Source organism: Pedobacter sp. ASV12, assembly GCF_016429155.1.
Classification (GTDB): Bacteria; Bacteroidota; Bacteroidia; order Sphingobacteriales; family Sphingobacteriaceae; genus Pedobacter.
Map to the genome: position 1 here is coordinate 1 of NZ_JAELUC010000060.1, position 25,275 is coordinate 25,275.

Consider the following 25,275-nt stretch of genomic DNA (forward strand, 5'->3'; position numbering starts at 1 on the left):
TATAAGAGACAGGCCACTCGAATCGCACGGAAAACGTTATTACGTTATGAGTGCAGAGGGAAACACAGCACCCAATAATATCAAAAACGGCTTGGAAGGCATGTCTTTTTTAACCATTGTTGCTACAGAAGATGATACACACGTCAACATCAAAAGGCCAAATAGCATAAAGGTTGAACAGGTAGTTTTGCCCAAGGCGGGCGATGTTTATGAAGTACTCTCTGGGCTAGACTTAACGGGTACATTGGTAGAAATTGACGATGCATCCTCATCCTGTAAAACCATGGCGGTATATTCAGGCCATTCGGGCTTAGCTTACTTTTTTGGCTCTTACGACCCGCTGTTGCAACAATTATATCCTGTAGCAAGCTGGGGCAGGACCTATGGCGTTGTCCCGTTTTACAAGAGGTCATTCTTTGGGCGGATTTTGCCTTCTGAAAACAATACCACAATTACGATTAATGGCAAGGTGGTTGGCAAAATTAATGTAGGCGATATATATGAGATACCACGCTCAGACGAACCGATGCTGATCCAGGCAGACCAACCGATTTCTGTGGCCCAATTTACCTACTCGCAGGATGAAATTGCCACCGTGCCCACCGATAATTTGTTAGGAGACCCTGATATGGTGGTCTTAAATCCCATCGAGTATAACATCAAAAACATTACGGTGTTTTCATCTAATTTAGAAGCGATAAGAAATAAATACATCAATATCTTTATGAAGACCAGTACCCGGGCTTCATTTAAAGTAAATGGTAAAACCCCCACAGAGGATTGGCAAATCCTGCCCTCTGATGCAACTTACTCTTATATACAAATAGAGGTTTTTGAAGAAAGCCTGACGCTGAGCGCCGATGATGGCTTTAATGCCATTGCCTATGGTTTTGGCGACCATGAGTCCTATGCTTATTCTGCGGGTACGAACCTGGCCACCAGTCAGTTTTTAACCATTAAGAACAGGATTACTAATGCTGAAGGGAGTTCGGCATGCATAGGTCAGCCTTCCGATTTTAAGCTTACCCTGCCTTACCTGTTAACCAGGATTGTATGGAAGGCCGAAGATGGCAGCGTATTGTACGACGATCAAAACCCTATGCCTACACAGAGCGTTGTTTCCGGACAGACCCTTTATACCTATTTGGCACCGGTAAATAAAACATTCGTCGCGCTTGGCCAATTCAAGCTTTCTGCATTGGCCTCTATTCCACAAACCGTTGGCAACTGTTTTAGTGGCGACATTGAATTGTTATTTACGGTTGATGTAGACCCATTGCCGACGGCAAATTTTACGGTCGATGCAGCCGGATGTGTAGCTAAGGAAATTGTCTTTACGGATAAAAGCATATCAAATGTAGCTCAAAAAAGCATAACCAAATGGCAGTGGGATTTTGGCGATAATTCTCCTGTTGCTACCGAGCAAAATCCAAAACATATTTACCAAACGGATGGCGAGTTTACCATCAAGCTGTTTGTTGGCGCCGAAAATGGCTGTATGTCGGAAGTGTTTGAGAAAAAAATCATCATCAACCCTAAAATTACGCCTAAGTTCGAGGCAAGGGTAGCCACCTGCATCAATACTGATGTAAGTTTTAAAGATCAATCGACCATCAGTTCAGGCAATATTGTAAAATGGACCTGGGATATGGGCGATCAAAAAGGAACCTTGCACAAAACGGATGCAAATGCCTTTGATTACAGATACGATACGCCCGGCAAGTACTCCGTAACCCTTGTGGCCGAAAGCGACAAAGGATGTACGGCCACTTACACGCAGGAAATTACGGTTACAGCTTTGCCTACCAATGATTTTGTATTGCCCGAAGTGTGTCTGGCTGATGCCCAGGCTGCTTTTGCAAACAATTCGACAGATTTTGACGGCACAATCACAAACCTTACTTATTTATGGAACTTTGGCGACGCGGCTTCTGGCGCGTTAAATACTTCGACGCAAAAAGACGGCAGACACAAATACAATGCGGTTGGCAATTACAACGTCACCTTGACTGTTTTTAACGGCAATGGTTGTAGTGTAAGCTTAGTAAAACCTTTTGTGGTAAATGGCTCGTCGCCAAAAGCAGATTTTGTAGTGGGTAATAATTTGTGCAGCAATCAGGCTTTTTCGGCCAGCAATGCTGCTACTGTCGATTTTGGAAGCATCACCAGAATTGAATGGTATATTGATGGCGTAAAATACAGCGAAGATGAAAATCCATTGCCAGGCAAACTATACAACTTTAGTTATCCTGCTTTTACAGCACCTTTAACGAAAACCATCATGCTCGAAATGGTGGCTTATTCAGGGGGCATTTGCTCAAACAGGGCTTCAAAGCCGGTTGTTTTATTGGCTTCTCCGGAGGTAACGTTTAATGCCTTGGCTCCACTGTGTTTTAATGCGCCAGTAACACAACTCCAAGCCAGCGAAGCATCGGGTTTAAGTGGTACGGGCGTTTTTAGTGGAGATGGAGTGATGGCCGATGGCCAGTTTGATCCACGGATTGCAGGCGTAGGCAAGCATAGCATTACCTATACTTTTACCGCCACAAACGGATGCATTGATGCCAAAACGCAGGTTATCGAGGTTTATCCGGTACCAACTGTGAGTGTTGAACCAGCTGTTTACATATTTGTTGGCGGGCAGAAAGAACTACAGGCCACTGCCAATGGAACAAGGCTAAGCTACAAATGGACACCGGCAGTAGGCTTAAGCAGCGATGTGGTGTTAAACCCGATTGCCAGCCCACAGACCGATACCAAGTACACCTTAACGGTTACTTCGAGCCAGGGCTGCAGCGAAACAAGCGAAGTTTGGGTGCATGTACTGCAGAATATAAATCCGCCCAGTAGCTTTTCGCCAAACGGCGACGGAGTCAACGATGTATGGAACATCAAGTATTTGGATACCTATCCTAACGCTTCTGTCGAAATTTTTGACAGAAACGGACAAAAAGTATATTTTAGCAAAGGATATGCCGTGCCATTCGACGGAAACTATAACAATAAGGCTTTGCCGGTAGGAACTTATTACTATGTGATAAGCCCGAACAACGGCAGAAAAAGTGTAACAGGAGCAGTCACCATTATTAGATAATTTTGAAAAGAAGTATTTGTATTTTAGGAATAATAATGGTCCTGTCGGTAACGGCAATTGCGCAGCAACGACCACAATATACCCAGTATATTTTTAACAATTACCTACTCAATCCGGCACTTAGCGGCATTGAAAACTACATGGATGTAAAAGCAGGCTACCGTAAACAGTGGTCGGGCATAAACAACGCCCCGCAAACTACTTTTTTGGCTGCACATTGGAACCTGGGCAGCGATTACCTGTGGAAAAATGCGCTTTCTATGCCCGATAAGGAAGACAACCCGATGCGCGACAACTACATGCAGAACTACACCGCTTCGCCTGCACACCATGGCATGGGCGTAGTTATGGTACTTGATAAGGTGGGGCCCATTTCGAGGTTCGATGCCAGCTTAACCTATGCCTACCATTTGCAGTTATCCGGAACGCTAAATCTCTCGGCTGGCGTGGCTGCCGGTTTAACCCGAATCGGACTGGATGTAAACCAGCTTACTTTTGAAAACCCCAACGATCCGGCAATAAACAATACCATTGTAAGCCAGGTAAAACCTGATTTGTCGCTTGGGCTTTGGCTTTATGGCGCTCGTTTTTTTGCTGGTGTTTCTGCCCAGCAGATTTTGCCTCAAAAATTGTCCTTTACCAACGATCCCAAATACAACAGTGGCAAAGAAGTACCTCATGCTTTTCTTACCGCAGGCTACAAACTGTTCTTAGACGAAGAGATTTCGGCCATTCCTTCTTTCATGGTCAAATATGTAAGCCCAACACCGGTTTCGGTTGACGTGAATTTGAAGGTTTCTTTTAAAGATCGCTTTTGGGTAGGGGGAAGCTATCGCCACAATGATTCTTTTGCGGCCATGGCTGGGTTAAACATCAGCAGGTTGGTAAACCTCACTTATTCTTACGATTTTACAACCTCTGAACTCAATAACGTTAGTTACGGGAGCCATGAAATTGTGTTAGGCCTTCAGCTTAACAATGTTTATAAGGTTATGAGTTCTATGCGTATGTGGTAACAGTTGCGTGTTTACAGTTACCAATTTGCAGTTATCAGTTTACAGTTGTTGGTTAGCAGTTAACAGTTTAACTCAATAAAAAATTAAAGCTCTTTTCTTAGCCTGGCTACCGGAATGTTCATCTGTTCGCGGTATTTGGCTACGGTTCGGCGGGCAATGTTGTAGCCTCTTTCCTTCAGGATTTCGGTCAGTTTTTCATCGGCCAAAGGTCTGCGTTTGTCTTCGTTGCCAATGCAGTCTTCCAATATCTTTTTCACTTCCTTGTTCGATACTTCTTCACCGGTTTCGGTTTGGATAGCCTCAGAGAAGAAAGATTTGAGCAGGAAAGTGCCAAACTCGGTTTGTACGTATTTGGAATTGGCCACCCTCGAAACGGTCGAAATGTCCATGCCGATTTTGTCGGCAATGTCTTTCAGGATCATCGGACGCATTTTACGCTCGTCGGCCGTTAAAAAATATTCGTATTGGTACTGCATGATGGCATTCATGGTTTTCAGCAAGGTTTGCTGTCTTTGCTTAATCGCATCGATAAACCATTTGGCCGAGTCGAGTTTTTGTTTAACAAACTGGACCGCCTCTTTCATTTTCTTGTCCTTTTGGGCCGCTTTGTCGTAATGATCGAACATGTCCATGTAAGAACGGCTCACTCTCAGTTCGGGTGCATTTTTTGAGTTGAGGGTCAGGATCAAGACGCCGTCGTTATTGGAAATATGGAAATCGGGAATAATCTGCAACTGTTTGGTGGTTACCTGGTTGGAGTCGCCTGGTTTGGGGTTTAGCCTCAATATTTCGGCCACAACTTCTTTCAGTTCTTCGCTGGTTAGCCCTACAGATTTTTCCAGTTTGTCGTAATGCTTTCGCGTAAATTCATCCAAATGGTGTTCAACAATTGCAATAGCTTTTTTGATGATCGGATTATTGGTGTCTTTACGTTTTAATTGTAACGACAGGCATTCTTGCAAGTCTCTGGCGGCAATGCCCGGCGGGTCGAAGCTTTGGATCACTTTGAGCATTTCGAGCACGTCTTCTTCCTCCACCATTACGTTTTGCGAAAAGGCCAGGTCGTCAATCATCGACGTAATCGGTCTGCGCAGGTAGCCGTCATCGTCAAGGCTTCCAATAATCTGCTTGCCAACAATAAAATCAGTATCAGAAAGCGGTACCAGGTCTAACTGTTCCTGCAGGCTTTCAAAAAAAGTGCTTTCAATGGCAATTGGTGTTTCCTTTTTGTCTTCGTCGTCGTCGCCGTTATTGTAAGATGTGCTGTAATCGTTGGTGTTGTCGTCTTGAAGGTAGTCTTCTACGTTAAATTCGTCGCTGCCCATGTCGTCGCCCGAATCCTGGTTGTAGTCGTCGCCGTCTTCGTTCAGGTCGTCGTATTCGCTTTTGGGCTCGTCGGCTGTCATCAGGCTAGGGTCTTCCAGTGCCGGATTGTCTTCCAATTCTTCTTTAATACGAGTATCTAAAGCAACAGTAGGCACCTGTAGCAGTTTAATGAACTGGATCTGCTGGGGTGATAACTTTTGTAATAGCTTTTGCTGTAAATGTTGTTTTAGCATATTTAAGGTTTGGATACGAATCGTTGTCAAAAATAAGCATTTGCTTTAGATTATTGAAGTACGGCCTGTCTATTCTTTTAGAAATAGTTAATTATTTCAACTTAAATACTTGCATTGATGTTAAAGTTTGCTATTTTTAATTCACTTAATTAAACAAGATTGTTCATCTAAAAACTGCTTATGGGCTTTGTTAAAGAATTTAAAGAATTTGCTGTTAAGGGTAATGTAATGGACTTGGCAGTCGGTGTGATCATCGGTGGTGCATTCGGTAAAATCATTGATAGTGTTGTAAATGACCTGGTTATGCCAGTAGTGGCCGCCATTATCGGCAAACCTGATTTTAGCAATATGTACTATTTGTTAAAAGGCAACGTAAAGGTTGGTACAGCCTTGGCCGACGCAAGGAAAGTAGACGGAGCTGTTATTTTTGCCTATGGTAATTTTATTACAGTGGCTATTAACTTCCTGCTGCTGGCGCTCGTTATCTTTATGATGGTAAAGGCTATTAATGCAATGAAACGTAAAGAGGAAGAGAAAGTTGCCGCTGCGCCACCTGCACCTAGCAACGAAGAAGTGCTTTTATCAGAAATCAGAGATTTGCTGAAAAACAAATAAGAACTACAGACTTCAAAAAAAAAACGTCATTCAGATCAGCTGGATGACGTTTTTTGTTTTAAAGGTTAAAAGGTTTTCTTTACCGTTGGATCAGTTAAGATAATGTAATCGCCGAGGTTTTTATAGCTGTTCCAGTTGGGTTGGCTAAAATCGTCGGGCGCAAACGAAGAAATATTCAGTATTTTGAGTTTGGGTGCATATTTATTCAGTTTGGCTAAGGTGCCTAGCTTTTCGTCGCTATGGAAGCGGCCGTTTACCTGAAAAATCTTTTTGCCCTTGTTGTTCTTGGCATAAGTGGCGATACTCCAGGCCATGGTGGCATCCCAGAAATTTTGCGTTTGGTATACTTTCATGCCGCCCATGCCGTGTCCGCCCAAGGTTTCGATAAACTTGTCGTAGTAGCGTCCGGTCGCGGTGTCGATTGGCAAGGGGGCGATAAAGCGCTTGGAGCCTTCAGGCAATTGTTTTAATGCATCCAATCCTGATTTGGTGACCACATTGCTGTACCTGGCTGCGCCATTGGCCCCAATTACATCCAGTTTATTGGTTTTTGCCCATTCGATCATTGGCCTGTAGTCTTTATAATTATTCCAGGCACGGCCTTCTTTGATAAAATTCTTCTCGCTGATGATGCCACTGAGGTATTCGTTAATTACCGGTTGTACATCGGTGTGGAACATTTCTAAGGTCAAAGCCGCTTTGCCCGGGTAGGCCAGCGCAATTTTCTTGAAGATTTCGGCTTCTAGGTAATGGCCAACAGAATCGTTATGCTCTTCGCCGAAGAAAAGGACGTCGGCCTTGTCCAAATCGGTAATGATATCGTCGATACTGATGAGCTTTTGCTTTTTAACATCGTAGATTTTGTAATGGCTCGAAAGGTCTTGCGAAAAGCCCAGCAATGGCAAGATAAAGGCCGCAACAAGTAAAAGGTGTTTTCTGGTCATCTGGTTTTTTTGTGCTAAAGTAAACATTTGCCGGCTATACCTCAAGTAGGTAGCCGTTGTTTGTTGCCTATGATTTGGGGCCTGGCACCGGTTGTTGCTTTGGCATCGGCAAAATTGGCTAATTTGCAATTGTCGGCCCTGCTCCCTGAAGCGGATTTTCGCTACTTTAATTGTTTTAATATTTTTACCGATTAATTAATGCTTTTTACCGATAATTGGCCTGCAAACAGGAGAATGCCATTGGCTGGCAGCGGCACTTGCACTACCTTTGGTGTATAATAATTGAAGAAACAAATGGAAAACAATAATAATAATACAAATGTGACTAATCGCTCGGGCAAGGTTTGGGCAGGATTAATCATCATCGTTGTAGGCGCTCTCATTCTGCTAGACAACGTAGGCCTCGATTTGCCACGCTGGCTTTTTAGCTGGGGCAACATTTTAATCGCCATTGGTTTACTGGTTGGCTTTAAGCACAACTTTAGGCACAGCGGCTGGTTTATCATGATATTGATTGGTTCTTATTTCAGTTTGGAAAATGCCTTTGGCGATACCATCAACTTCTCGAAAATCGTATTTCCCTGTCTGATTGTTGCGCTGGGACTGTTTATTCTCATTAAGCCAAAAAGTACATATCAAGATCATGCCGAAAGATGGAAAAGAAGAAACGACAAGTGGAACAGGAGGGGCGACAGGTGGAACAGAAGATTTGGCAATGAGCCTCATCAGTTTAGCGGCGAAGAGCCAATAGTAGCCTCGGAAGAAGAAAAAAAAAATAGCAGCAACGATTACCTTGAGTCAGTAAATGTTTTTGGAGGCTGCCATCAAGCCGTGTTTTCTAAAAACTTTAAAGGTGGCGAAATTGTGGCGGTGTTTGGCGGCTGCGACCTGAACCTTACTCAAGCCGATTTTGAGGGTGAAATAACCATCGATGTAACCGCGATTTTTGGAGGCGCCAAGATTATTGTCCCTCCGGGATGGAGGGTGAAATCTGAAGTAACCGCAGTCTTTGGGGGGTTAGACGATAAAAGAAGCATCCAGCCTTTGGCAGAAGGGGTAGATAAAGTATTGATCATTAGAGGGATCGCGTTGTTTGGCGGGGTGGATATCAGAAACTATTAACAGGGTCTTTACCTAAAACTCAGCCCGTGACAATTACTCCATTATCAGTAAGTCGAATTAAGCTGGCCTGTGGCGTTTTCTTGGGAGGCTGGATAGCGGCGTGGTCCGCCATGCTTTACTTTACCTTAGATTTTAATTGGCAAATTGCCTTGGCCGATAGCATTGTAAGCAATGGACTATTGGCCATTGGCTGTATGGTGCTGAGCAATATGCTGGGCTATTACCAGCCCAAAAAAGAACGCCTGCTGTTTTTGGTATTGCTTACGGCGGTGCTTACCCTGGTGGCGGTGCTTTTATCCAAGTACGGCTTGCATTATTTGTTTGGCAAACAGAAGGATTACATCCGTTTTTTGGATTTTTCTTTGCCTTTTAGGGCCTTGGTTGCGTTTTTGTGCCTTAGCTGGTGCGCCGTGTCCATTATTTTGTGGTACCGCATAGAAGAACAGTCGGAAACCCAGGAACGCCTGCTCGTGGCGCAAAATCTGGCCAAAGAAGCAGAACTGAACAAGTTGAGGCATCAGTTGCAGCCCCATTTTTTGTTCAATAGCCTCAATTCGGTGTATGCGCTTACCATTGTCAATCCAACCGAAGCCGGCACCATGATCACCAAGCTGGCCGCTTTCTTGCGCGGCACCCTAAAACGCGACGATGAGGTTTGGGTAAACGTTGCCGACGAAATGGAATACATCCAGCTTTACCTCGATATTGAAAAAGTACGGTTCAGCCATCGCCTAAACATAGACGTAGCAATTGCCGAAGAAACCCTGGGCTTATGTCTGCCAGGTACCTTGTTGCAGCCTATTGTAGAAAATGCCATCAAATTTGGCCTTTACAATACCTCGAACGCCATTACCATTACCATTCAAGTAAAACTGGAAAACAAGGCCTTGGTTATTTGTGTAGCCAATCCTTTCGATCCCGAAATGAGAGCCAGCAAGGGTACGGGTTTTGGTCTTTCGGCCATACGGCGCAGACTGTACCTGTTATTTGCCGACAGTAATCTATTGCAAACCGAAACAAAAGACAATAATTTGTATATTACCACACTTAAAATACCGCAGAAAGATGATAAGAACGATACTAATTGACGATGAGGCATTAGCACGCGATGTGGTAAAACACTATTTGAAAGATTATCCAGATATTGAAGTGGTGGCCGAGTGCTGCGATGGCTTTGAAGGCCTGAAAGCAATTACCCAGCACAAACCTGATTTTATATTTTTGGATGTGCAGATGCCAAAGATCAGCGGTTTTGAAATGCTGGAACTGGTAGAAAACCCGCCGGCCGTTATTTTTACCACGGCTTTTGACGAGTACGCCATCAAGGCTTTTGAAGTAAATGCTGTTGATTACCTGCTCAAGCCTATCGAAAAGATCCGTTTTGAACAGGCCATGCAAAAACTGCCGGCCAAACTGGCCAAAGAAGAGAACAGCAGCCAGGAATTGCTGGAAACCGCTTCCTTATCGCCTGCACAAAACAGCCGTATTGTGGTGAAAAGCGCGGGAGTGATCAAAATTATTCCGGTTAGCGAACTGCATTACATCGAGGCGGACGACGATTATGTAAAGCTCAGTACTTCTGAAGGCAATTTCCATAAGAATAAGACCATGGGTTTCTTCGAGCAGACTTTAGACCCTTCACAGTTTATCCGTATTCACCGTTCCTACATCATTAACCTGGCTCAGGTCACCAAAATAGAACTGAAAGAAAAAGACAGCTACATTGTGTTGCTCAAATCAGATATCTGGTTGCCGGTGAGCAAAACGGGCTATGTAAAACTGAAAGCGGCTTTAGGCCTTTAATGCAAAAGAACAGCAGGCTTGAGGTTGGGAAGCTTGGTTGATAAAAATAAAAAGAAATCATTTTTGCATTTGTAGAAAAATCGCGTTATATTTGCACCTCTTATTTAAAAACTTAGTTAAGATATTATACAGTTATGAAAAGAACTTTCCAACCTTCGCAAAGAAAGAGAAGAAACAAACATGGCTTCCGCGAAAGAATGGCTACAGCAAACGGTAGAAGAGTATTAGCTTCTCGCCGTGCAAAAGGAAGAAAAAAATTATCAGTTTCTGACGAGCGTCGTCATAAAGCATAATTTTTGATTGCATCGCCTCAATAGGGGAGTTCGCAGATCAGCTATGCTGCCAAACTGCAATCAAAAATGAATAGATTTAACAAAGAAGAACGGTTGTGTAGTAAGAAATATTTAGACTTACTCTTTAAAAACGGTTCTTCTTTTTTATTATATCCCTTTCGCATTACCTTTCTGCTGGTAGCCGAACCGCACAAATATCCCGCACAGGTGGTTATCAACGTAGCCAAAAAGCGCTACAGGCATGCGGTTGATCGGAACCTGATCAAAAGACGTACCCGCGAAGCCTATCGGCTGCAGAAGGAAACAAAGCTTTATCCTTTTTTAAATCAGCCAGGCCAGTTGTTGCTGCTGTCATTGCAATACGTAGGCAAAGCAAAATACGACTACAGCGTTTTTGAAAAGAAGCTTTCGGTTGCGCTCCAAAAATTGGTTTCCCAAATCCAGCCGGCCGATGAAATTCATTAAGCAATTGTTTTCCTGGCTTTTCTTGGGCATCATTAAGCTCTATCAGCTTTTTTTGTCGCCTTTGTTGGGGGCAAGTTGCCGCTTTACGCCTACTTGTTCGCAGTATGGGGTAGAGGCCATTAAAAAGCACGGGCCGTTTAAGGGCGGATGGCTTACACTGAAGCGCATTGCCAGCTGCCATCCCTGGGGCAGGCACGGACATGATCCCGTTCCTTAGCGGGGAAGGCTATAATGGACAGTTCATTGTCTTTCAACAATTAAGAGATTATTTTATCATTCTTCCCAAGTCTTTGCCCTTTAATTTTTACTTTTGTGCCTGAAAATGGCTACAATACTTCAAATAGAAACGGCTACGCCGGTTTGCTCGGTGGCTTTGTCGGTAAACGGCACAACTGTTGCGCTTAAGGAACAGGCCGGTCAGCATGTCCATGCGGCCAACCTCACTTTGTTTATTGACGAAGTGTTGCAAATGGCCAAGCTCAGCTACGCCCAATTAGATGCCATAGCGGTAAGTAAGGGGCCGGGTTCTTATACCGGTTTAAGAATTGGCGTATCGACGGCCAAAGGGCTCTGCTTTGCTTTAGATAAGCCTTTAATTGCAATTGGAACCCTGCAAATGATGGCTAATGGCTTTTTGCAGAATCATCCTAACTACGGCGGATTGATCTGCCCGATGATCGATGCCCGACGGATGGAGGTTTTTACGGCCGTATACGACAACAAATTGCAAAGCCTGGAAGCCGTAAATGCCAAAATAATAGACGAAAAAAGCTTTGTGTTAGAGCTGGATAATCATTTTGTGACTTTTATTGGTGATGGAGCGGCTAAATGTGCTCCCGTATTGGAACATCCCAATGCCCATTTTTCTGATGCAAATTTCAATTCGGCCACCTACATGAGCAGGCTTGCCTACGAGGCTTTCAACCGAGAAGCTTTTGAAAATGTAGCCTACTTTGAGCCGTTCTACTTGAAAGATTTTGTGTTTACCACACCAAAGAACAAGCTTTAGGCCACTTGAACATATAGTTAAATAGGCCATAGACTATGGTCCATGTTCTTTTCTTATTACAGTTTCCTGAAAAACTCGTACATGCTCCTGAAAAAGCCTTTGTATACCTTTTCGCCGTTTACACCCGGCATGGTGCTCAGGTTTTGCGGATGCTCTACCGTACGGCCAAACTTAATGCCCATGCCCAGGTAAAATGAACCGCCCACATAGCCGCTGCCTACGCTTGCATCGCTTTGGCTGATGCCTTTGCCCAATGAAATGCTTTTGCCTACATTGTCCGTGCCTAAAAAGAATTCAAAATTTGGCGTTTGGTACATGGCCTGCAAACCAATCATCATAAAATTGTTGAAATTATACAATGGCGTTACGCTGGCGGCAAACCTGTCGATTTTGAAAGTATTAACCAAGGCAACATCGCCACCTGGCCGAAAAAGGTTTTTGGAAACAATAAAGCTAGGCTTGTAGAAACCGAAAGTTCTGGAAACGAGGAAGTCGGCCTTGGCATTGGTAGCGGCAAAGAAACCCTTTTGCAGGTCTATGTCTCGTGCCATGTCGGTAATCTCTTGATTGATTTCCGAATTGGTACGGGTAGAGAGCTCGTAAATGCTTTTCAGCTGGTTAAACTTAGCCACATGCGAACTTTTGCTCCACTTGATAAAACCTAAATCCTTGATGTTGCCCATGATAAAATAACCTGATTTAGAAGTATAGGTCGTGCCCAGGCTTATGGATATTCCTGGGTTTTTGAAGGTGGGAATAAAGGTTTTCTTGTTGATTTCGTCGCTTTGTATAAAACTGCCTTTGTAGGTGCCGTTAAGCCCAAGATCTAAACGGTCATTAAAAGCATCGGCAAAAATGTAAGAATTGTCTATGCGGATCGAATTATAGGTAATGCCACTCAATAAGCTCAATTTGGCGCCAAATGCCAGTCTTTTGTCCCAGTTTTCCCGAATACTTACACTAAACTGGTGGTACGATTGTGCATAGCCCTTGTCGTTGAAGATATCGGTATAAGGCACATTTTGGAAGCGTTTATAGGAATCGAAAATGGCCAGCGATTCGTTGGTGTAGGCTACCTGCGCATCCGATCGGATCTGCCAGGCAAAGCCGATTTCCTGGTTGTATTTGTAAGAATTGAAAATCCTGAAGGTAAGCACATACAAATTGGTCTGCTGATAGAGCTTGTTGATGGCCCCGGTACCTATGGGCAGACCTCTGGTATCGTTCACCTGCTCTTGAGCCAGTTTCCGCAGTACATCCTGCGCACTACCCCCGCCTGCCGCATTGAACCCTAAATTGGGAAAAAGAAAATTGGAGGCATATTTGCCCGAACTGTCTAGGGTAAAGGCCTTTACTGCCGGATTTTCGAACGCATCGAACAAGGTTCTGGTATTAAACAGTGCATATTGTTGCGCTTTAAGCTGGCTAAACAGGCAGATTAATCCAAACAATAGGAAGTATTTCTTTTTCATGGCCACTATGGGGTAGTTTGCAAAGTATCGGCTTTGGCTGTAATTGCTTCTGGTTTTTTATACAAAAGCAAATTAGTCAAAAACTTTCCATTATCACCCGCCAGTTGATAACAAAAAGAATCAAAAGTTCTTAGCCCGTTTTTCGATTGGTATTGTTTATAATAAGCCGGTTTGAGGTTGCGGCCAAAAATATCGTTGGCGTTTTTGTTGCCTACATAGAACGAAATTGTGCTCGATGAAGAAAGCTGGTCGGCCAGGCCTTGATAGGCGGCATCGTTAACAAGCAACTGGTTGCTTTTGTAGCTGTTTAAAAATGCCTGTACGCTGCTGGCATTGTTGGCCATCACCAAATAGTTGTCTATGATGGTGAAGAATGGTCGTTCGAATTTTTTGAAAGGCTCGCCAAAATAGCTGTAGGGAATATTATTTTCCTTAAAAATCCTGATGTCGGGTGCGTAAGAGGCGCTGATGTCCAGCAAAAGCTGGTTCACCTTTTCGCCGTTACTAAGGGCAATGGCACCAAACTTCTCGCCGGTATTAAGCTGAAAGGCAATCAGTTCGTTTTTGAAATACTTCGGAAAAATCTGGTCCAGGTCCAAACCGTATTGTTGCTTGATGTTTGCTGTTGTTTTGACGGTTTTATCGCCGTCTTTTTGTTTGGCTATCCAATGGTCAAGCTCCTTTTTCCAGTTCGCATAATCGCCAATGGCATAGAGGCTGTAATTGGCTGTTTTATCCGGAACAATGTTGTTGATGCTGATTTTCTGCTCCTGGATTTTTGAAAACAACTGATAATAGCTATTGGCATCGTTAATTGTAGTGCTGCCGTTGAATAGCAGTTTTTCCCTGCTGAAATTATAGTTGAGCGAAGCATAACTGTTCTGCTTGTTTAAAATGCCCAGCTCGCCGTTAAGATTGCTGCTCAATATTTGCTGCAGCAACAAAGGCATTTTGTTGAAATTAAGGTAAAGGCTGGCCAAAGTGTTTTTGCTGAAACGGCTGTTGGCTTTAATGTAAGCCGTAAAATCGTGGTCTACCGCAGTTTTAGGATGTAGCGACTGCTGGATGGCTTCCAAGGTGTTCGATACCATAACCAGTTGGTCTTCAATCGCGATGAAGCAAACGGTGCTGTCGGCAAAACTCAATTCATAACTTGTTCCCGTTTGTTTGATTTTGACGTTTTTTAAGCCTAAATCTGGTAAGGATAGCTTCTTTTTGATGTTGGATTTGAGTTGCGTGCTCACGATAAAATCAATGGCATTGTTGGCCCTAGGTACAAAAGCTATATAGATTTTTTGGCCTTCAATAAGTCGGTTGATTTCGGGCTGGTCGATGAGATTGGCCTTCAGAGACCTGATCGAAGCCATCTTTGTTTCGCCGAGCAGGGGCTGAAAAAGATTTTGGCCGCTTAGGATCTCGTAAAAGCTTTTATCGTTCTCAAAACTGAATATCACGCCTGAGTTGGCCGCGGCAGCATTCAGGGATAGATCGTTGGCATTGGCTTCGGTATTCAGGCTAGAAAAATATACATAGACCATCGCTATGATTCCGAGCAATAAAACACTGAGTATGATGTAAATTCTTTTCATGGTCTTTGTTCACAAATTTAATTTAATTTTGCGATTACAGAGATTATAAGGGCATTTTCTTAATTTAGCAACCGTATAAAGCCGATAACTTATGAATAAACGGATCATCCTAACTGCAGCTTTTTTTGGGGCATTGGCAGTTGTATTAGGTGCTTTTGGTGCGCACGGACTTAAAAACTCCATCAGCGCCTCTGCTTTAGCTATATGGCAGAAAGGGGTAGAATACCAGTTTTACCACACTTTTGCCCTGTTGTACCTTTCTACCTTTGCCCGCTATAAAAACAAGCTTATCGGATTTGCTTACGTGTTTTTTACCCTGGGCATCGTATTGTTTTCGGGCTCGCTATACCTGTTGGCGCTAAAAGACAGTTTCCATCTCGCTTTTGCAGGCTTTATTGGCCCGATTACGCCAATTGGCGGCCTGTGTTTTATTTTGGGCTGGATCAGCCTGTTTATGGCCGCATTAAGAGATAAATAATGCAGTTTGCCGAGCCTACCGATTTTTCTGAAAGAGAAACTCTCTTTGTGGAGGTGATTTTGCCATTGTCGCTGGCCATCAACTATACCTATCGGGTTCCTTATGAACTGAACGATCGCATTGGGGTAGGCAAAAGGGTAGTGGTGCAGTTTGGCAAGCATAAAATGTATACGGCGCTGGTTAAAAGCATCGGTACGCAGCCTCCAGAATTTTATCAGGCCAAGTATATTATCGATGTAGTAGACGATGTACCCGTAATTAATACTAAACAGTTCGAGTTTTGGGACTGGATTGCTTCTTATTACCTCTGCAATGAAGGCGATGTGATGTCGGCCGCCTTGCCTACTGGACTAAAACTGGCCAGCGAAACCATTTTGGTAATCAGAGAGGAATTGCCCGAAGAACTGGTGCTGACCGAAAAAGAAGAACTTATTTTTCAGGTGCTGCAAAAACAGCAGCGCATGAGCATAGACGATGTGGTCGAATTGCTGGGACAAAAAACCGTGTATCCCATTATCAATTCGCTTATTGCCAAAGAAATCATTTTTGTGGCCGAAGAGGTGGTCGAAAAATACAAGCCGCTGCTCAAATCATTCATCAAACTCAATCCGTTTTATCAAGATCAGGAAAACCTGAAGCAACTTTTTGCCGTTTTAGAACGGGCACCCAAACAATTGGATGCCTTGTTGGCCTATCTCAAGCTGTCGCGAACCGACCAGGCTGTTCCAAGGCAGCTGTTGCTCGAAGAAAGCGCCTGCGGGCAAGCCGCCCTCAAGGCCTTATTGGATAAAGATATTTTTAGCCTGGAAAAAAGACAGGTAAGCCGATTGAATCAGACAGGCGATGAATTTGAAGTGAATTTTGAGCTCAGTCCAGCGCAGCAACATGCCTTTAACGAAGTGCAAAAAGGCTTTGAAGAAAAAGATGTGGTGCTGTTGCACGGCATTACCGCTTCGGGCAAAACGCAACTCTACATCAAACTGATCGAAAAGGCTATTGCCAATGGCGGACAGGTATTGTTTCTATTGCCCGAAATTGCATTGACCACCCAAATCGTAGAACGCATTAAACAATATTTTGGCGATAAGATTGGGGTTTACCATTCTAAATTCAACGACAACGAACGCGTAGAAATTTGGAATAAAGTAGTAAACGGCGCCTACCAAGTAGTGCTGGGTGCCAGGTCGGCTGTTTTTCTGCCCTTTAAAGAACTCAAACTGATTGTAGTTGACGAAGAACACGAAGCTTCGTACAAGCAACACGAACCCGCGCCACGCTATCAAGCCCGCGATGCTGCCGTTTTCCTGGCGCATCTGCACCAGGCCAAAGTGGTGCTTGGTTCGGCAACGCCATCTATCGAGAGCTTTTACAATGCGCAAACCGACAAATATGCGCTGGTTACCCTCAACGAAAGGTTTGGAGGCGTACAACTGCCCCTGCAACAAGTAGTCAGCATTGCCGAAGAAACAAAGCGTAAAAAAATGACCTCTTATTTTACCAGCGTGCTCATAGACGATATGGCTGTAGCGCTTGAAAATAAAGAGCAGGTTATTTTATTTCAAAACCGTAGGGGCTATGCCACTATTTTGATTTGCGCAACCTGTGGCTATGCACCCAAATGCGTAAACTGCGACGTAAGCCTTACTTACCATAAAACCAGTGGCAAATTGCACTGTCATTATTGTGGCTACCACCAATCGAGCATTAACATTTGCCCGGCCTGTGGTTCGGTACATATCGAACAAAAAGGATTTGGCACCGAGCGCATAGAAGAAGAACTGAGCCTCATTTTTCCCGAAGCAAAAATAGCCCGCCTGGATTTGGATAGCACCCGGACCAAAAACAGTCTGCAGCAAATCATCTCCGATTTTCAGGATAAAAAAACACAGGTGCTGATTGGTACGCAAATGGTGGCCAAAGGGCTCGATTTTGATAATGTGAGCCTTATTGGCGTAATCAATGCCGATACCTTGCTCAATTACCCCGATTTTAGGGCCTTCGAACGCAGTTACCAGTTGTTGGCCCAGGTGGCAGGCAGAGCGGGCAGGAGAGATAAGCAGGGAAAAGTCTGCATCCAGGCCTACGACGATTCGCACCGGATCATTAAGCAGGTGATGGAAAACAACTACCTGCAAATGTATGCCGACGAGATGGACGAGCGCAAACAGTTTAACTATCCGCCATTTACCCGTTTGATTTTTATAAACGTCAAACACAAGGATGCCCATGTGCTTCAAGTCGCCTCCAATCAGCTGGCTAGTGCGCTTAGGCAACAGCTGGGCAACAGGATATTAGGTCCAGAGCAACCCCTGGTGGCCCGTATCAGAAATTACTACATTAAGCAGATTATCATTAAAATAGAAAAGGCAGCACCTGTACAAAAGGTGAAAACCATTTTAAAAGATACTATCAGGGATTTTAACGCCCAAAAAGACTTTAAGAGCGTAATTACGCAAATAGATGTAGATCCTTATTAGTCTCGGCCTGCCAAATGAACCTGTATGCCTACCGAAACAGGATTAAGCAGGAACTCCCATTTGTTGTATTTTACAAAAGTTCGGGTATTGCCTGCATCTTGTTGGGTTGTTTCCTGGCGTTCGTACGAATAGTAGAAATCCAAGCTTGTTTCGGCAAAAATAGAGATGTTTTTAAGTGGATTTATCTTGATGCCCAGCACAGGAGCAAAAACGAAACCGTTTTTATCTGCATCAGCCATATAAGGCATGCTGTTGCTCTTGATATTGTTGTTTTTGATTTCGCCGGTAAAACGGTTGGCTCGAAAACCTGCATCGGCACCAAAATAAGGCTGTATGATTGCGTAATTGATGCTTTTTTCGAAACCTAGCTTAAATGAATAGTCGGTTGATTTTCCAGTGGCAATTTCACAATTGGTACATTGGTTAAAAAAGGTAATGTTGTTCCTGAAATAGTTGCCACTTAAGCGATAGCCGATTTGATTGTCGTTAAACTTGATGAGCACACCATTGGCAAATGTATGGGTATAATCCTGAGAGTTGACCTGGTTTAATATTTTTGGCATCTGCATCAAGCTATAGCCCCGCAATCCGATGCTATAGTTGTAGTTGCCGTCTAATTGTGCAAAAGCAACCGATGAAACCAATAAACAAAAAACACTCGCCAAAAATCTTTTCATACTATAATAGGAATATATATCGATTTCAAAAGTAAAAATTATTTGGCGATTTATCAGTACATCTATAGTTGTTTAGACATATTTTTTAAGCCTTATGGTTTTGTGGATAATTTTTGGGATTGATTTTGTGTTGGTTATCGGCAAATAATCGCTAACCGTAAATAAAAATAACCCGATTTACTGTTTAAACCCTTATTTTTGGAACAAGATGGCGTACAAGTTTGTAGACAATTACCGAGAACAGGGAGCAAGAAAAAGACTGGTTGTATTATTGAGGGAAAGAGGCATCAGCGATGAGCGCGTACTGAAAGCCATAGGCAAGGTGCCCCGTCATTTTTTCTTCGACGAAACTTTCTGGAACCAGGCCTACAAGGATATTGCTTTTCCAATAGGTGATGGACAAACCATTTCTCAACCTTATACCGTAGCTTACCAAACAGAGCTGCTGCATATCCAAAAAGGCGACAAGGTATTGGAAATCGGCACGGGTTCTGGCTACCAGACTTGTATCCTCATGGAGCTTGGCGCCAAGGTTTATACCATCGAACGCCAGGCCAATTTGTATGCCCATACCCTTAAAGTGTTGCCAGGCATGGGCTATAAAGCGAATTTCTTTCTTGGTGATGGCTCTAAAGGCATTGAAGAGTATGCGCCTTACGACAAGATCATTGTAACGGCTGGTGCGCCCTTTGTGCCCGAACTCCTTTTGAAACAGCTGAAAATAGGAGGTATTCTGGTTATTCCGGTCGGCGACGAAAAATCGCAGAAAATGCTTACGGTAATCCGTGTAAGCGAAAACGATTACGATAAAATTGAACTAGATACTTTTCGCTTTGTGCCTTTGGTAGGCGACCAGGCTTGGTAGACCACTATTAAAACTTCAGCGCCCTGTCCATTTCGCGCTTGCTTTCGCGCTCTTTGATGCTGTCGCGTTTGTCAAATTCCTTCTTGCCTTGTGCTAAGGCGATTTCGATTTTCGCAAAGCCCCTTTCGTTGGTGAAAATGCGCAAAGGCACGATGGTATAGCCTTTTTCTTCACCTTTAACCTTCAGTTTCTTAAGTTCCCTTTTTTGCAGAAGCAAAACACGGTCTCTTTTGATGTCGTGATGATAAAAAGAACTATGGCTGTATTCGGAGATATGAAGGTTTCTTACATACAGGTTATCGCCAATAAACATACAGAAAGCATCGGTCATGTTGGCCTTTCCCTGTCTTATCGATTTGATTTCAGTGCCCAGCAAAGCAATGCCGGCCACAAAACTCTCCAAGATGTGGTAATCGAAATAAGCTCTTTTGTTTTTGATCTGTATATCTTTTGACATGTGGCAAATATCGGTATTTATTAGCTAAAATCCTTATTTCTTCTCTTGGCACAACAAAAGCCTTTAAAGAATTGCTTTTGAAAATTTTAAATGCAATTATGTTGCATTTAAAAGTCAGGCTATTATATTTGCGTCAATGTTGCTATTGACTATCGCATGGCACATACCATAAATAGCTATAACCATGATAAAAAATCAAACCCTTTCGTCTCGTTACTGGACAAGAAATGATAACTAAACAAATTGTAGCCAATCTTGAAAATGTCTGCCACAGCAAGATGAATTGAAAACCGAATTGAAATCGTTCGCCTTTGATGACCCTTATCCCGTATATCTAATTAAGGTCTGTCAAAATATAAAAAAATGTATTGTTGATTTATTTTTTAGATTAATCTAAATTTATATTTTTGCAAGACTAATAATTGATTATGAAAAGAATTATCCTTCCTGTTTTATTTGTTTTTCTGTTTACAGCAGCAAGAGCACAGTCTATTAAAGTAGGCGGCAAGCTATCGGATGGCAAAGAACCTATACACAAGGCAAGCGTGCAATTGGTAGGCTTGGGTATTGGAACAGTTACTGATAGCTTAGGCGGTTTTGTATTGGCAAACCTAAAACCGGGTAACTACACGCTTAAGGTGAATGCCATGGGCTATAAAATACTAACTATGCCTGTTCGGTTGCAAAGAGATACGCTGCTGTTGCCCATTGCTTTAGAAACCATCGACGAAAAGCTGCATGAAATAGTGGTTACGGGTACACAAAAGGAAATCAAACGGCTAGAAAGTCCGGTGCCTGTCGAGATTTATACGGCTCAATTTTTCAAGAAGAATCCTACACCCAGCATATTCGATGCACTGCAGAACGTAAATGGCGTAAGGCCTCAGCTCAACTGCAATATCTGCAATACAGGTGATATCCATATTAATGGCCTGGAAGGGCCCTATACCATGGTATTGATAGATGGAATGCCCATTGTGAGCAGTTTGTCAACGGTTTACGGTTTGTCGGGCATACCGAATGCGTTGGTAGAACGGATTGAAGTGGTTAAAGGTCCCGCTTCGTCATTGTATGGGAGCGAGGCGGTAGGAGGCTTGATCAATATCATTACCAAAAAGGTACAAAATGCCGCCTTGTTTTCGGCTGATGCCATGGCTACCGGTTACGGCGAGTACAATACGGATTTGGGTTTTAAAGTGAAGGTATCGCCAAGGGTGGCGGTACTTACCGGTGTTAATTACTTCAATTTTCAAAACAAGGTAGACCATAACCATGACGGATTTACAGATGTAACCTTGCAAAATCGGATTTCGCTGTTTCAAAAATGGAACGTCGACCGTAAAGACAACAGGCTGTTTTCGCTGGCCGGTCGCTTTTTGTACGAAGACAGGTGGGGCGGAGAAATGAATTGGAACAAATCTTACCGGGGTGGCAACGAAGTATATGGTGAGAGTATTTACACCAAAAGGTTCGAACTGATTGGCAATTACCAGTTGCCGATCAAGGAAAAATTTTTCTTGGCTTTTTCTTTAACCAATCATGACCAAAACAGCAGGTATGGCGATGTGTCTTACATCGCGCAACAAAAAATAGCCTTTAGTCAGCTTACCTGGGACAAAAAAATTGGCCGGCACGATTTGCTCTTCGGTTCGGCTTTGCGCTATACCTATTACGACGACAATACGCCGGCAACAGCCTCTGCCGATTTAGCCGATCGGCATAACCAGCCGGAGCGTACATTTTTACCTGGCGTATTTGTACAAGACGAAATGAAACTTAGCAAGGCTCATTCGTTGTTGGCTGGGTTAAGATACGACTACAACTCGATACATGGCCATATTTTAACCCCAAGATTGGCCTATAAGTGGAGTATAGATGAGCAAAACATCATCAGGTTGAATGCGGGAACAGGATTTAGGGTGGTAAATCTGTTTACCGAAGATCATGCCGCTTTAACAGGCGCACGCGAGGTGGTGGTGCCCAATCAGCTGAAGCCAGAGCGTACCTATAATGTTAACCTTAACTATTTAACCAAGGTTTATTTGGATAACGGCTCATTTTTTGGCTTTGATTTGGCGGCCTTTTATACCTATTTCAATAACCGGATTGTAGGCGATTTCGAAACCAACCCCAATCAGATTATTTACAACAATTTAAATGGCCATGCCGTAAGCAAAGGCTTAACAGGCAACATAGACATGGCTTTGGCCAACGGCTTAAAAGCGAATATCGGACTAACTTATCAGGATGTAAGCCTAACAGAAGGTGGCATCAAGAAACAGCAACTTTTAACCGAGAAATTTTCAGGTACATGGGCCGTTTCATATAAAGTCAATAAAATGCATTTGGCTATCGATTATACTGGTAATGTATATGGCCCGATGCGTTTACCCTTGTTGGGCAGCTTAGATCCGCGAAGGCCTTTTTCGTCAACCTGGAGCATCCAGAATATTCAATTCACCTACAGCGGTTTTAAGCGTCTTGAAATTTACGGCGGTATCAAAAACCTCTTGAACTTCACGCCAAACAAAGGAACTCCGTTCATCATCGCGCGTACGAATGATCCTTTTGATAAAAATGTACAGTTTGGGGCCAATGGGCAGGTCGTGCCAACTTCCGATAATCCTTATGCTTTAACATTCGATCCCAATTATGTGTATGCGCCCAATCAGGGCATCAGAGGTTTTTTAGGTGTTCGCTTAAGCATCAATTAGCATGAAGAGACTGGTGGTTACATGGATCATGCTTTTGGTGATCGGGTCTGCGAAAACCCAATTGCGGGCCTTTAGTTTTGCGCAATTGGATAGTTTGCAAAAAATAGCGCAACGCAAGGTGTTGGTATTTGTTTATACCGATTGGTGCAACTATTGCCAAGCGATGGAACGGCAAGTGTTTGGCGAAGCTAGCATCCAACAGCAACTTAAGCAAAACTATTATTGGATTGCCTTGAATGCGGAAGAGCAATCGCCAATTAGCTATGGTGGGCATACCTTTGTTTTTAAAGCCAGCAAAGGTGTCCATGAATTGGCAATAGCCCTGATGCCCAATCAAAAAAAGCTGGCTTTCCCGTTTTTGGCTATTCTTGATCAGCAAAACCAAATCAGCTTTCAACGGGAAGGATTTATGGGGGTTGCCGAACTTAAAAAAGTGCTTGCCTATTTTAGGCGCTAGCGTACAATAAGTACGGGGATATCTACTTTGTGCCTTACCGAATCAACCGTTGTGCCGAAAATAAGATCTTTAAGGCCCTTGTGCCCATGCGCACCCATTACCAATAGCTGGATGTTATTTTGCTTGCTGATGCTGGCAATGGCTTTTGCTGTACCGCCAAAACCAATATGCGTACTCGATTCGTAGCCCAAGTCCATCAGGTTTAACCTGTATTTTTCGAGATTCTCAGTATCGATTTGTGTTTCGTGGTCCATTGCCTTTTGGCCGTGGTAGCGTGCCGCTGCAGTTTCAACCACATGTATAAGGTAGTAATGCGCGTTTTTTCCGCCTTGGATCAGCGCATGTCTGATCGTATTTCGATCGTTTGCAGAAAAATCTACCGTAATCCCGATTTTATGGTAACTGATTTTTTCAATATTGCTAATGGCCAAGGCATCGCCATGCGGCACATTACCAACGCGCTGCCTTTTGCTGATGAGTGGATAGATAAAGATGTAAATTAGCAGCAAGGCCGTTAATACAGCTACAGGAATTACAATTACGTCGATATACCAGCCACCAGCAGCAGTTCGCCAGTTGCTGATTTCTTCGATTACCAATTTAATGTTGAGGCTAACAATGACAATGGCACTTGTCCAAGCCAATATTCTAACCCAAGGCTTAATGGCAAAGCCTTTCATTTCGTTTTTGTCGGAAGTGAGGTGGATGAGTGGAATGATAGCAAAGCCCAATTGCAGGCTCAGTACCACCTGACTTAAAATCAATAAGCCGCCTAGGGCATCGTCGCCAAAAAAGAGGATAGTGCAAAATGCCGGAATAATAGCCAGCAAACGGGTAATCAATCGGCGTAGCCAAGGCTGTATTCTTAAATTTAAATGGCCTTCCATGATAATTTGTCCGGCCAAAGTTCCGGTTACGGTTGAGCTTTGGCCAGCGGCAATTAAAGCGATGGCAAAGAGGGCGGGGGCTACCGAACCAAAGATGTTGTTCAGCAAGCGGTGCGCATCCTGTATTTCGGCTACGTGATGAAATCCGTTTTTAAAGAAAGCGGCAGCGGCTAAGATCAGGATGGCCGCATTGACAAAGAACGCCAGATTTAGGGCCACAGCCGTATCGATGAAATTGAATTTGATGGCTTCTTGAATGCCTTTGTTGTCGCGTTCAAACTTTCGTGTTTGTACCAAAGAAGAGTGAAGGTACAAGTTGTGTGGCATTACCGTGGCACCAATAATACCAATGGCAATGTAAAGTGCCTCGCCAGATAGCATCGAAGGTTCAAAACCCTTGGCAATTTCTTTGATGGATGGTTCTACAATAAACATTTCTACCAAAAAAGAAATACCTACAACAAATACCATCGAAACAATGAAGGCTTCCATTTTACGCATGCCTTTGTTGAGCAGGAAAAGGAGCAGTACGGTATCGAATATGGTAATGGAAATGCCCCAGATTAATGGTAAGCCAAACAGGAGGTTCAAGCCAATGGCCATTCCGATGATTTCGGCCAAATCGCAGGCAATAATAGCGGTTTGGGCTAGAACAAACAGCGGAAAATTAACCCATTTGGGATAGGCATTTCGCGAAGCCTGAGCTAAATCAAGCCCCCTTACAATGCCTAAACGCGCGCTAAGCGATTGAAGGAGCAAAGCGATGAGGTTTGACATGAGCAGCACCCAAATAAGCTGATAGCCGAATTTGCTGCCCCCGGCAATGTCTGTTGCCCAGTTGCCAGGGTCCATATAGCCCACGCTAACCAGGTAAGCCGGACCAATAAAGGCCAAAATCCGCTTCCAGCCGGTCCGTTTATTGGTCACAACGCTTTGGTGTACTTCGCTTAACGACTGCTTTTGGTCCATGGTTATTTGCTGATTAAAATGTGTTTGGCTACTTCTCTGCTAATACTTTGTTTATGGTTGTCGACCAAGAGTTCTACCGATCCATCGAAATCTGTGATGGTCATGATTTCTAATTTTTTGCCCAGGGTAAGACCTAATTTTTCCAAGTGTTTTAAAAAGGGAGAGGAGTGCTCGCTCACGCCTGTAACTGTCTCTTATACACATCTAAAAGTGGGGGGGGGGGGGGGGGGGGGGGGGGGGGGGGGGGGGGGGGGGGGGGGGGGGGGGGGGGGGGGGGGGGGGGGGGGGGGGGGGGGGGGGGGGGGGGGGGGGG

General features: G+C 43.8%; 23 protein-coding genes. 15 read left to right on the forward strand and 8 right to left on the reverse strand.

All coding sequences use genetic code 11. The features are described from left to right. Together JHD69_RS13790 and JHD69_RS13795 are read left to right on the forward strand one after the other, a co-directional pair. Window positions 1-3,094, forward strand: a 3,094-nt coding sequence (locus JHD69_RS13790) for a PKD domain-containing protein (RefSeq protein WP_199140924.1), incomplete at its 5' end; no start/stop codon positions are given. Window positions 3,095-3,096: 2 nt separating this feature from the next. Next, complete coding sequence (locus JHD69_RS13795; protein WP_199140925.1) at window positions 3,097-4,110, forward strand: PorP/SprF family type IX secretion system membrane protein; 1,014 nt, start codon at window positions 3,097-3,099, stop codon at window positions 4,108-4,110. 83 nt (window positions 4,111-4,193) lie between these two features. Here the strand turns inward: JHD69_RS13795 and rpoN are convergent, their stop codons facing one another. Then, window positions 4,194-5,669 carry an RNA polymerase factor sigma-54 gene (gene rpoN, locus JHD69_RS13800; RefSeq protein WP_199140926.1) on the reverse strand — a complete coding sequence of 492 codons (1,476 nt, stop codon included), beginning with the start codon at window positions 5,667-5,669 and terminating at the stop codon, window positions 4,194-4,196. 180 nt (window positions 5,670-5,849) lie between these two features. Between rpoN and mscL the strand changes: the two genes are divergently transcribed. Next, a complete protein-coding gene (gene mscL, locus JHD69_RS13805; RefSeq protein WP_199140927.1) occupies window positions 5,850-6,284 on the forward strand; it encodes a large conductance mechanosensitive channel protein MscL in 435 nt (144 codons plus the stop codon). A gap of 65 nt (window positions 6,285-6,349) precedes the next feature. On the opposite strand, the gene JHD69_RS13810 is transcribed toward mscL, so the two are convergent. Beyond that, the gene (locus JHD69_RS13810) at window positions 6,350-7,228 is read right to left on the reverse strand and encodes a ChaN family lipoprotein (protein ID WP_199140928.1); all 879 of its coding nucleotides are present in this window, start codon (window positions 7,226-7,228) and stop codon (window positions 6,350-6,352) included. Window positions 7,229-7,522: 294 nt separating this feature from the next. On the opposite strand from JHD69_RS13810, the gene JHD69_RS13815 reads away from it, so the two are divergent. The 7 genes from JHD69_RS13815 to tsaB all read left to right on the forward strand — a co-directional run bounded on the left by JHD69_RS13815 (window position 7,523) and on the right by tsaB (window position 11,920). Further along, window positions 7,523-8,350 (forward strand): LiaF transmembrane domain-containing protein, encoded by an 828-nt coding sequence (locus tag JHD69_RS13815; protein WP_199140929.1) that lies wholly within the window; start codon window positions 7,523-7,525, stop codon window positions 8,348-8,350. Window positions 8,351-8,376: 26 nt separating this feature from the next. Beyond that, window positions 8,377-9,438: a sensor histidine kinase gene (locus tag JHD69_RS13820; RefSeq protein WP_370583494.1), complete on the forward strand. Its 1,062-nt coding sequence runs from the start codon at window positions 8,377-8,379 to the stop codon at window positions 9,436-9,438. After that, on the forward strand, window positions 9,416-10,153 hold the full coding sequence (locus tag JHD69_RS13825; RefSeq protein WP_199140930.1) for a LytR/AlgR family response regulator transcription factor: 738 nt from the start codon (window positions 9,416-9,418) through the stop codon (window positions 10,151-10,153). Before JHD69_RS13820 ends, JHD69_RS13825 begins: the two co-directional genes overlap by 23 nt. A gap of 134 nt (window positions 10,154-10,287) precedes the next feature. After that, on the forward strand, window positions 10,288-10,446 hold the full coding sequence (gene rpmH / locus JHD69_RS13830) for a 50S ribosomal protein L34 (RefSeq protein WP_008241331.1): 159 nt from the start codon (window positions 10,288-10,290) through the stop codon (window positions 10,444-10,446). 66 nt (window positions 10,447-10,512) lie between these two features. Next, on the forward strand, window positions 10,513-10,911 hold the full coding sequence (rnpA, locus tag JHD69_RS13835; protein ID WP_199140931.1) for a ribonuclease P protein component: 399 nt from the start codon (window positions 10,513-10,515) through the stop codon (window positions 10,909-10,911). Continuing rightward, window positions 10,898-11,128, forward strand: a complete 231-nt coding sequence (gene yidD, locus JHD69_RS13840; RefSeq protein ID WP_199140932.1) for a membrane protein insertion efficiency factor YidD — start codon at window positions 10,898-10,900, stop codon at window positions 11,126-11,128. Before rnpA ends, yidD begins: the two co-directional genes overlap by 14 nt. A 105-nt stretch (window positions 11,129-11,233) precedes the next feature. Further along, entirely contained in the window at window positions 11,234-11,920 is a 687-nt protein-coding gene (gene tsaB / locus JHD69_RS13845) for a tRNA (adenosine(37)-N6)-threonylcarbamoyltransferase complex dimerization subunit type 1 TsaB (RefSeq protein WP_199140933.1), read from the forward strand. 56 nt (window positions 11,921-11,976) lie between these two features. Here tsaB and JHD69_RS13850 read toward each other — a convergent pair whose 3' ends face one another. Beyond that, window positions 11,977-13,392, reverse strand: a complete 1,416-nt coding sequence (locus JHD69_RS13850; protein ID WP_199140934.1) for a DUF5723 family protein — start codon at window positions 13,390-13,392, stop codon at window positions 11,977-11,979. A 5-nt stretch (window positions 13,393-13,397) separates the two neighbouring features. Beyond that, entirely contained in the window at window positions 13,398-14,981 is a 1,584-nt protein-coding gene (locus JHD69_RS13855) for a hypothetical protein (protein WP_199140935.1), read from the reverse strand. 91 nt (window positions 14,982-15,072) lie between these two features. Between JHD69_RS13855 and JHD69_RS13860 the strand changes: the two genes are divergently transcribed. Further along, window positions 15,073-15,459 (forward strand): DUF423 domain-containing protein, encoded by a 387-nt coding sequence (locus tag JHD69_RS13860; protein WP_199140936.1) that lies wholly within the window; start codon window positions 15,073-15,075, stop codon window positions 15,457-15,459. After that, window positions 15,459-17,936, forward strand: a complete 2,478-nt coding sequence (gene priA / locus JHD69_RS13865; RefSeq protein WP_199140937.1) for a replication restart helicase PriA — start codon at window positions 15,459-15,461, stop codon at window positions 17,934-17,936. The genes JHD69_RS13860 and priA overlap by 1 nt, the downstream gene beginning before the upstream one ends. Here the strand turns inward: priA and JHD69_RS13870 are convergent. Next, a complete protein-coding gene (locus JHD69_RS13870; protein ID WP_199140938.1) occupies window positions 17,933-18,613 on the reverse strand; it encodes a hypothetical protein in 681 nt (226 codons plus the stop codon). The genes priA and JHD69_RS13870 overlap by 4 nt on opposite strands. Before the next feature lie 208 nt (window positions 18,614-18,821). Here JHD69_RS13870 and JHD69_RS13875 point away from each other — a divergent pair, with 208 nt between their 5' ends. Continuing rightward, window positions 18,822-19,478 (forward strand): protein-L-isoaspartate(D-aspartate) O-methyltransferase, encoded by a 657-nt coding sequence (locus tag JHD69_RS13875; protein WP_199140939.1) that lies wholly within the window; start codon window positions 18,822-18,824, stop codon window positions 19,476-19,478. Window positions 19,479-19,485: 7 nt separating this feature from the next. Here the strand turns inward: JHD69_RS13875 and smpB are convergent, their stop codons facing one another. Then, window positions 19,486-19,935, reverse strand: a complete 450-nt coding sequence (gene smpB / locus JHD69_RS13880; protein WP_199140940.1) for an SsrA-binding protein SmpB — start codon at window positions 19,933-19,935, stop codon at window positions 19,486-19,488. A gap of 428 nt (window positions 19,936-20,363) precedes the next feature. On the opposite strand from smpB, the gene JHD69_RS13885 reads away from it, so the two are divergent. Together JHD69_RS13885 and JHD69_RS13890 are read left to right on the forward strand one after the other, a co-directional pair. Next, window positions 20,364-22,649: a TonB-dependent receptor gene (locus JHD69_RS13885; protein ID WP_199140941.1), complete on the forward strand. Its 2,286-nt coding sequence runs from the start codon at window positions 20,364-20,366 to the stop codon at window positions 22,647-22,649. Between the two features lies 1 nt (window position 22,650). Continuing rightward, window positions 22,651-23,106, forward strand: coding sequence for a thioredoxin family protein (locus tag JHD69_RS13890; RefSeq protein ID WP_199140942.1), 456 nt, complete (start codon window positions 22,651-22,653; stop codon window positions 23,104-23,106). On the opposite strand, the gene JHD69_RS13895 is transcribed toward JHD69_RS13890, so the two are convergent. Continuing rightward, window positions 23,103-24,962, reverse strand: a complete 1,860-nt coding sequence (locus tag JHD69_RS13895; protein ID WP_199140943.1) for an Nramp family divalent metal transporter — start codon at window positions 24,960-24,962, stop codon at window positions 23,103-23,105. The genes JHD69_RS13890 and JHD69_RS13895 overlap by 4 nt on opposite strands. Before the next feature lie 2 nt (window positions 24,963-24,964). Continuing rightward, a complete protein-coding gene (locus JHD69_RS13900; RefSeq protein WP_370583495.1) occupies window positions 24,965-25,141 on the reverse strand; it encodes a FeoA family protein in 177 nt (58 codons plus the stop codon). Between the last annotated feature and the right edge of the window lie 134 nt (window positions 25,142-25,275).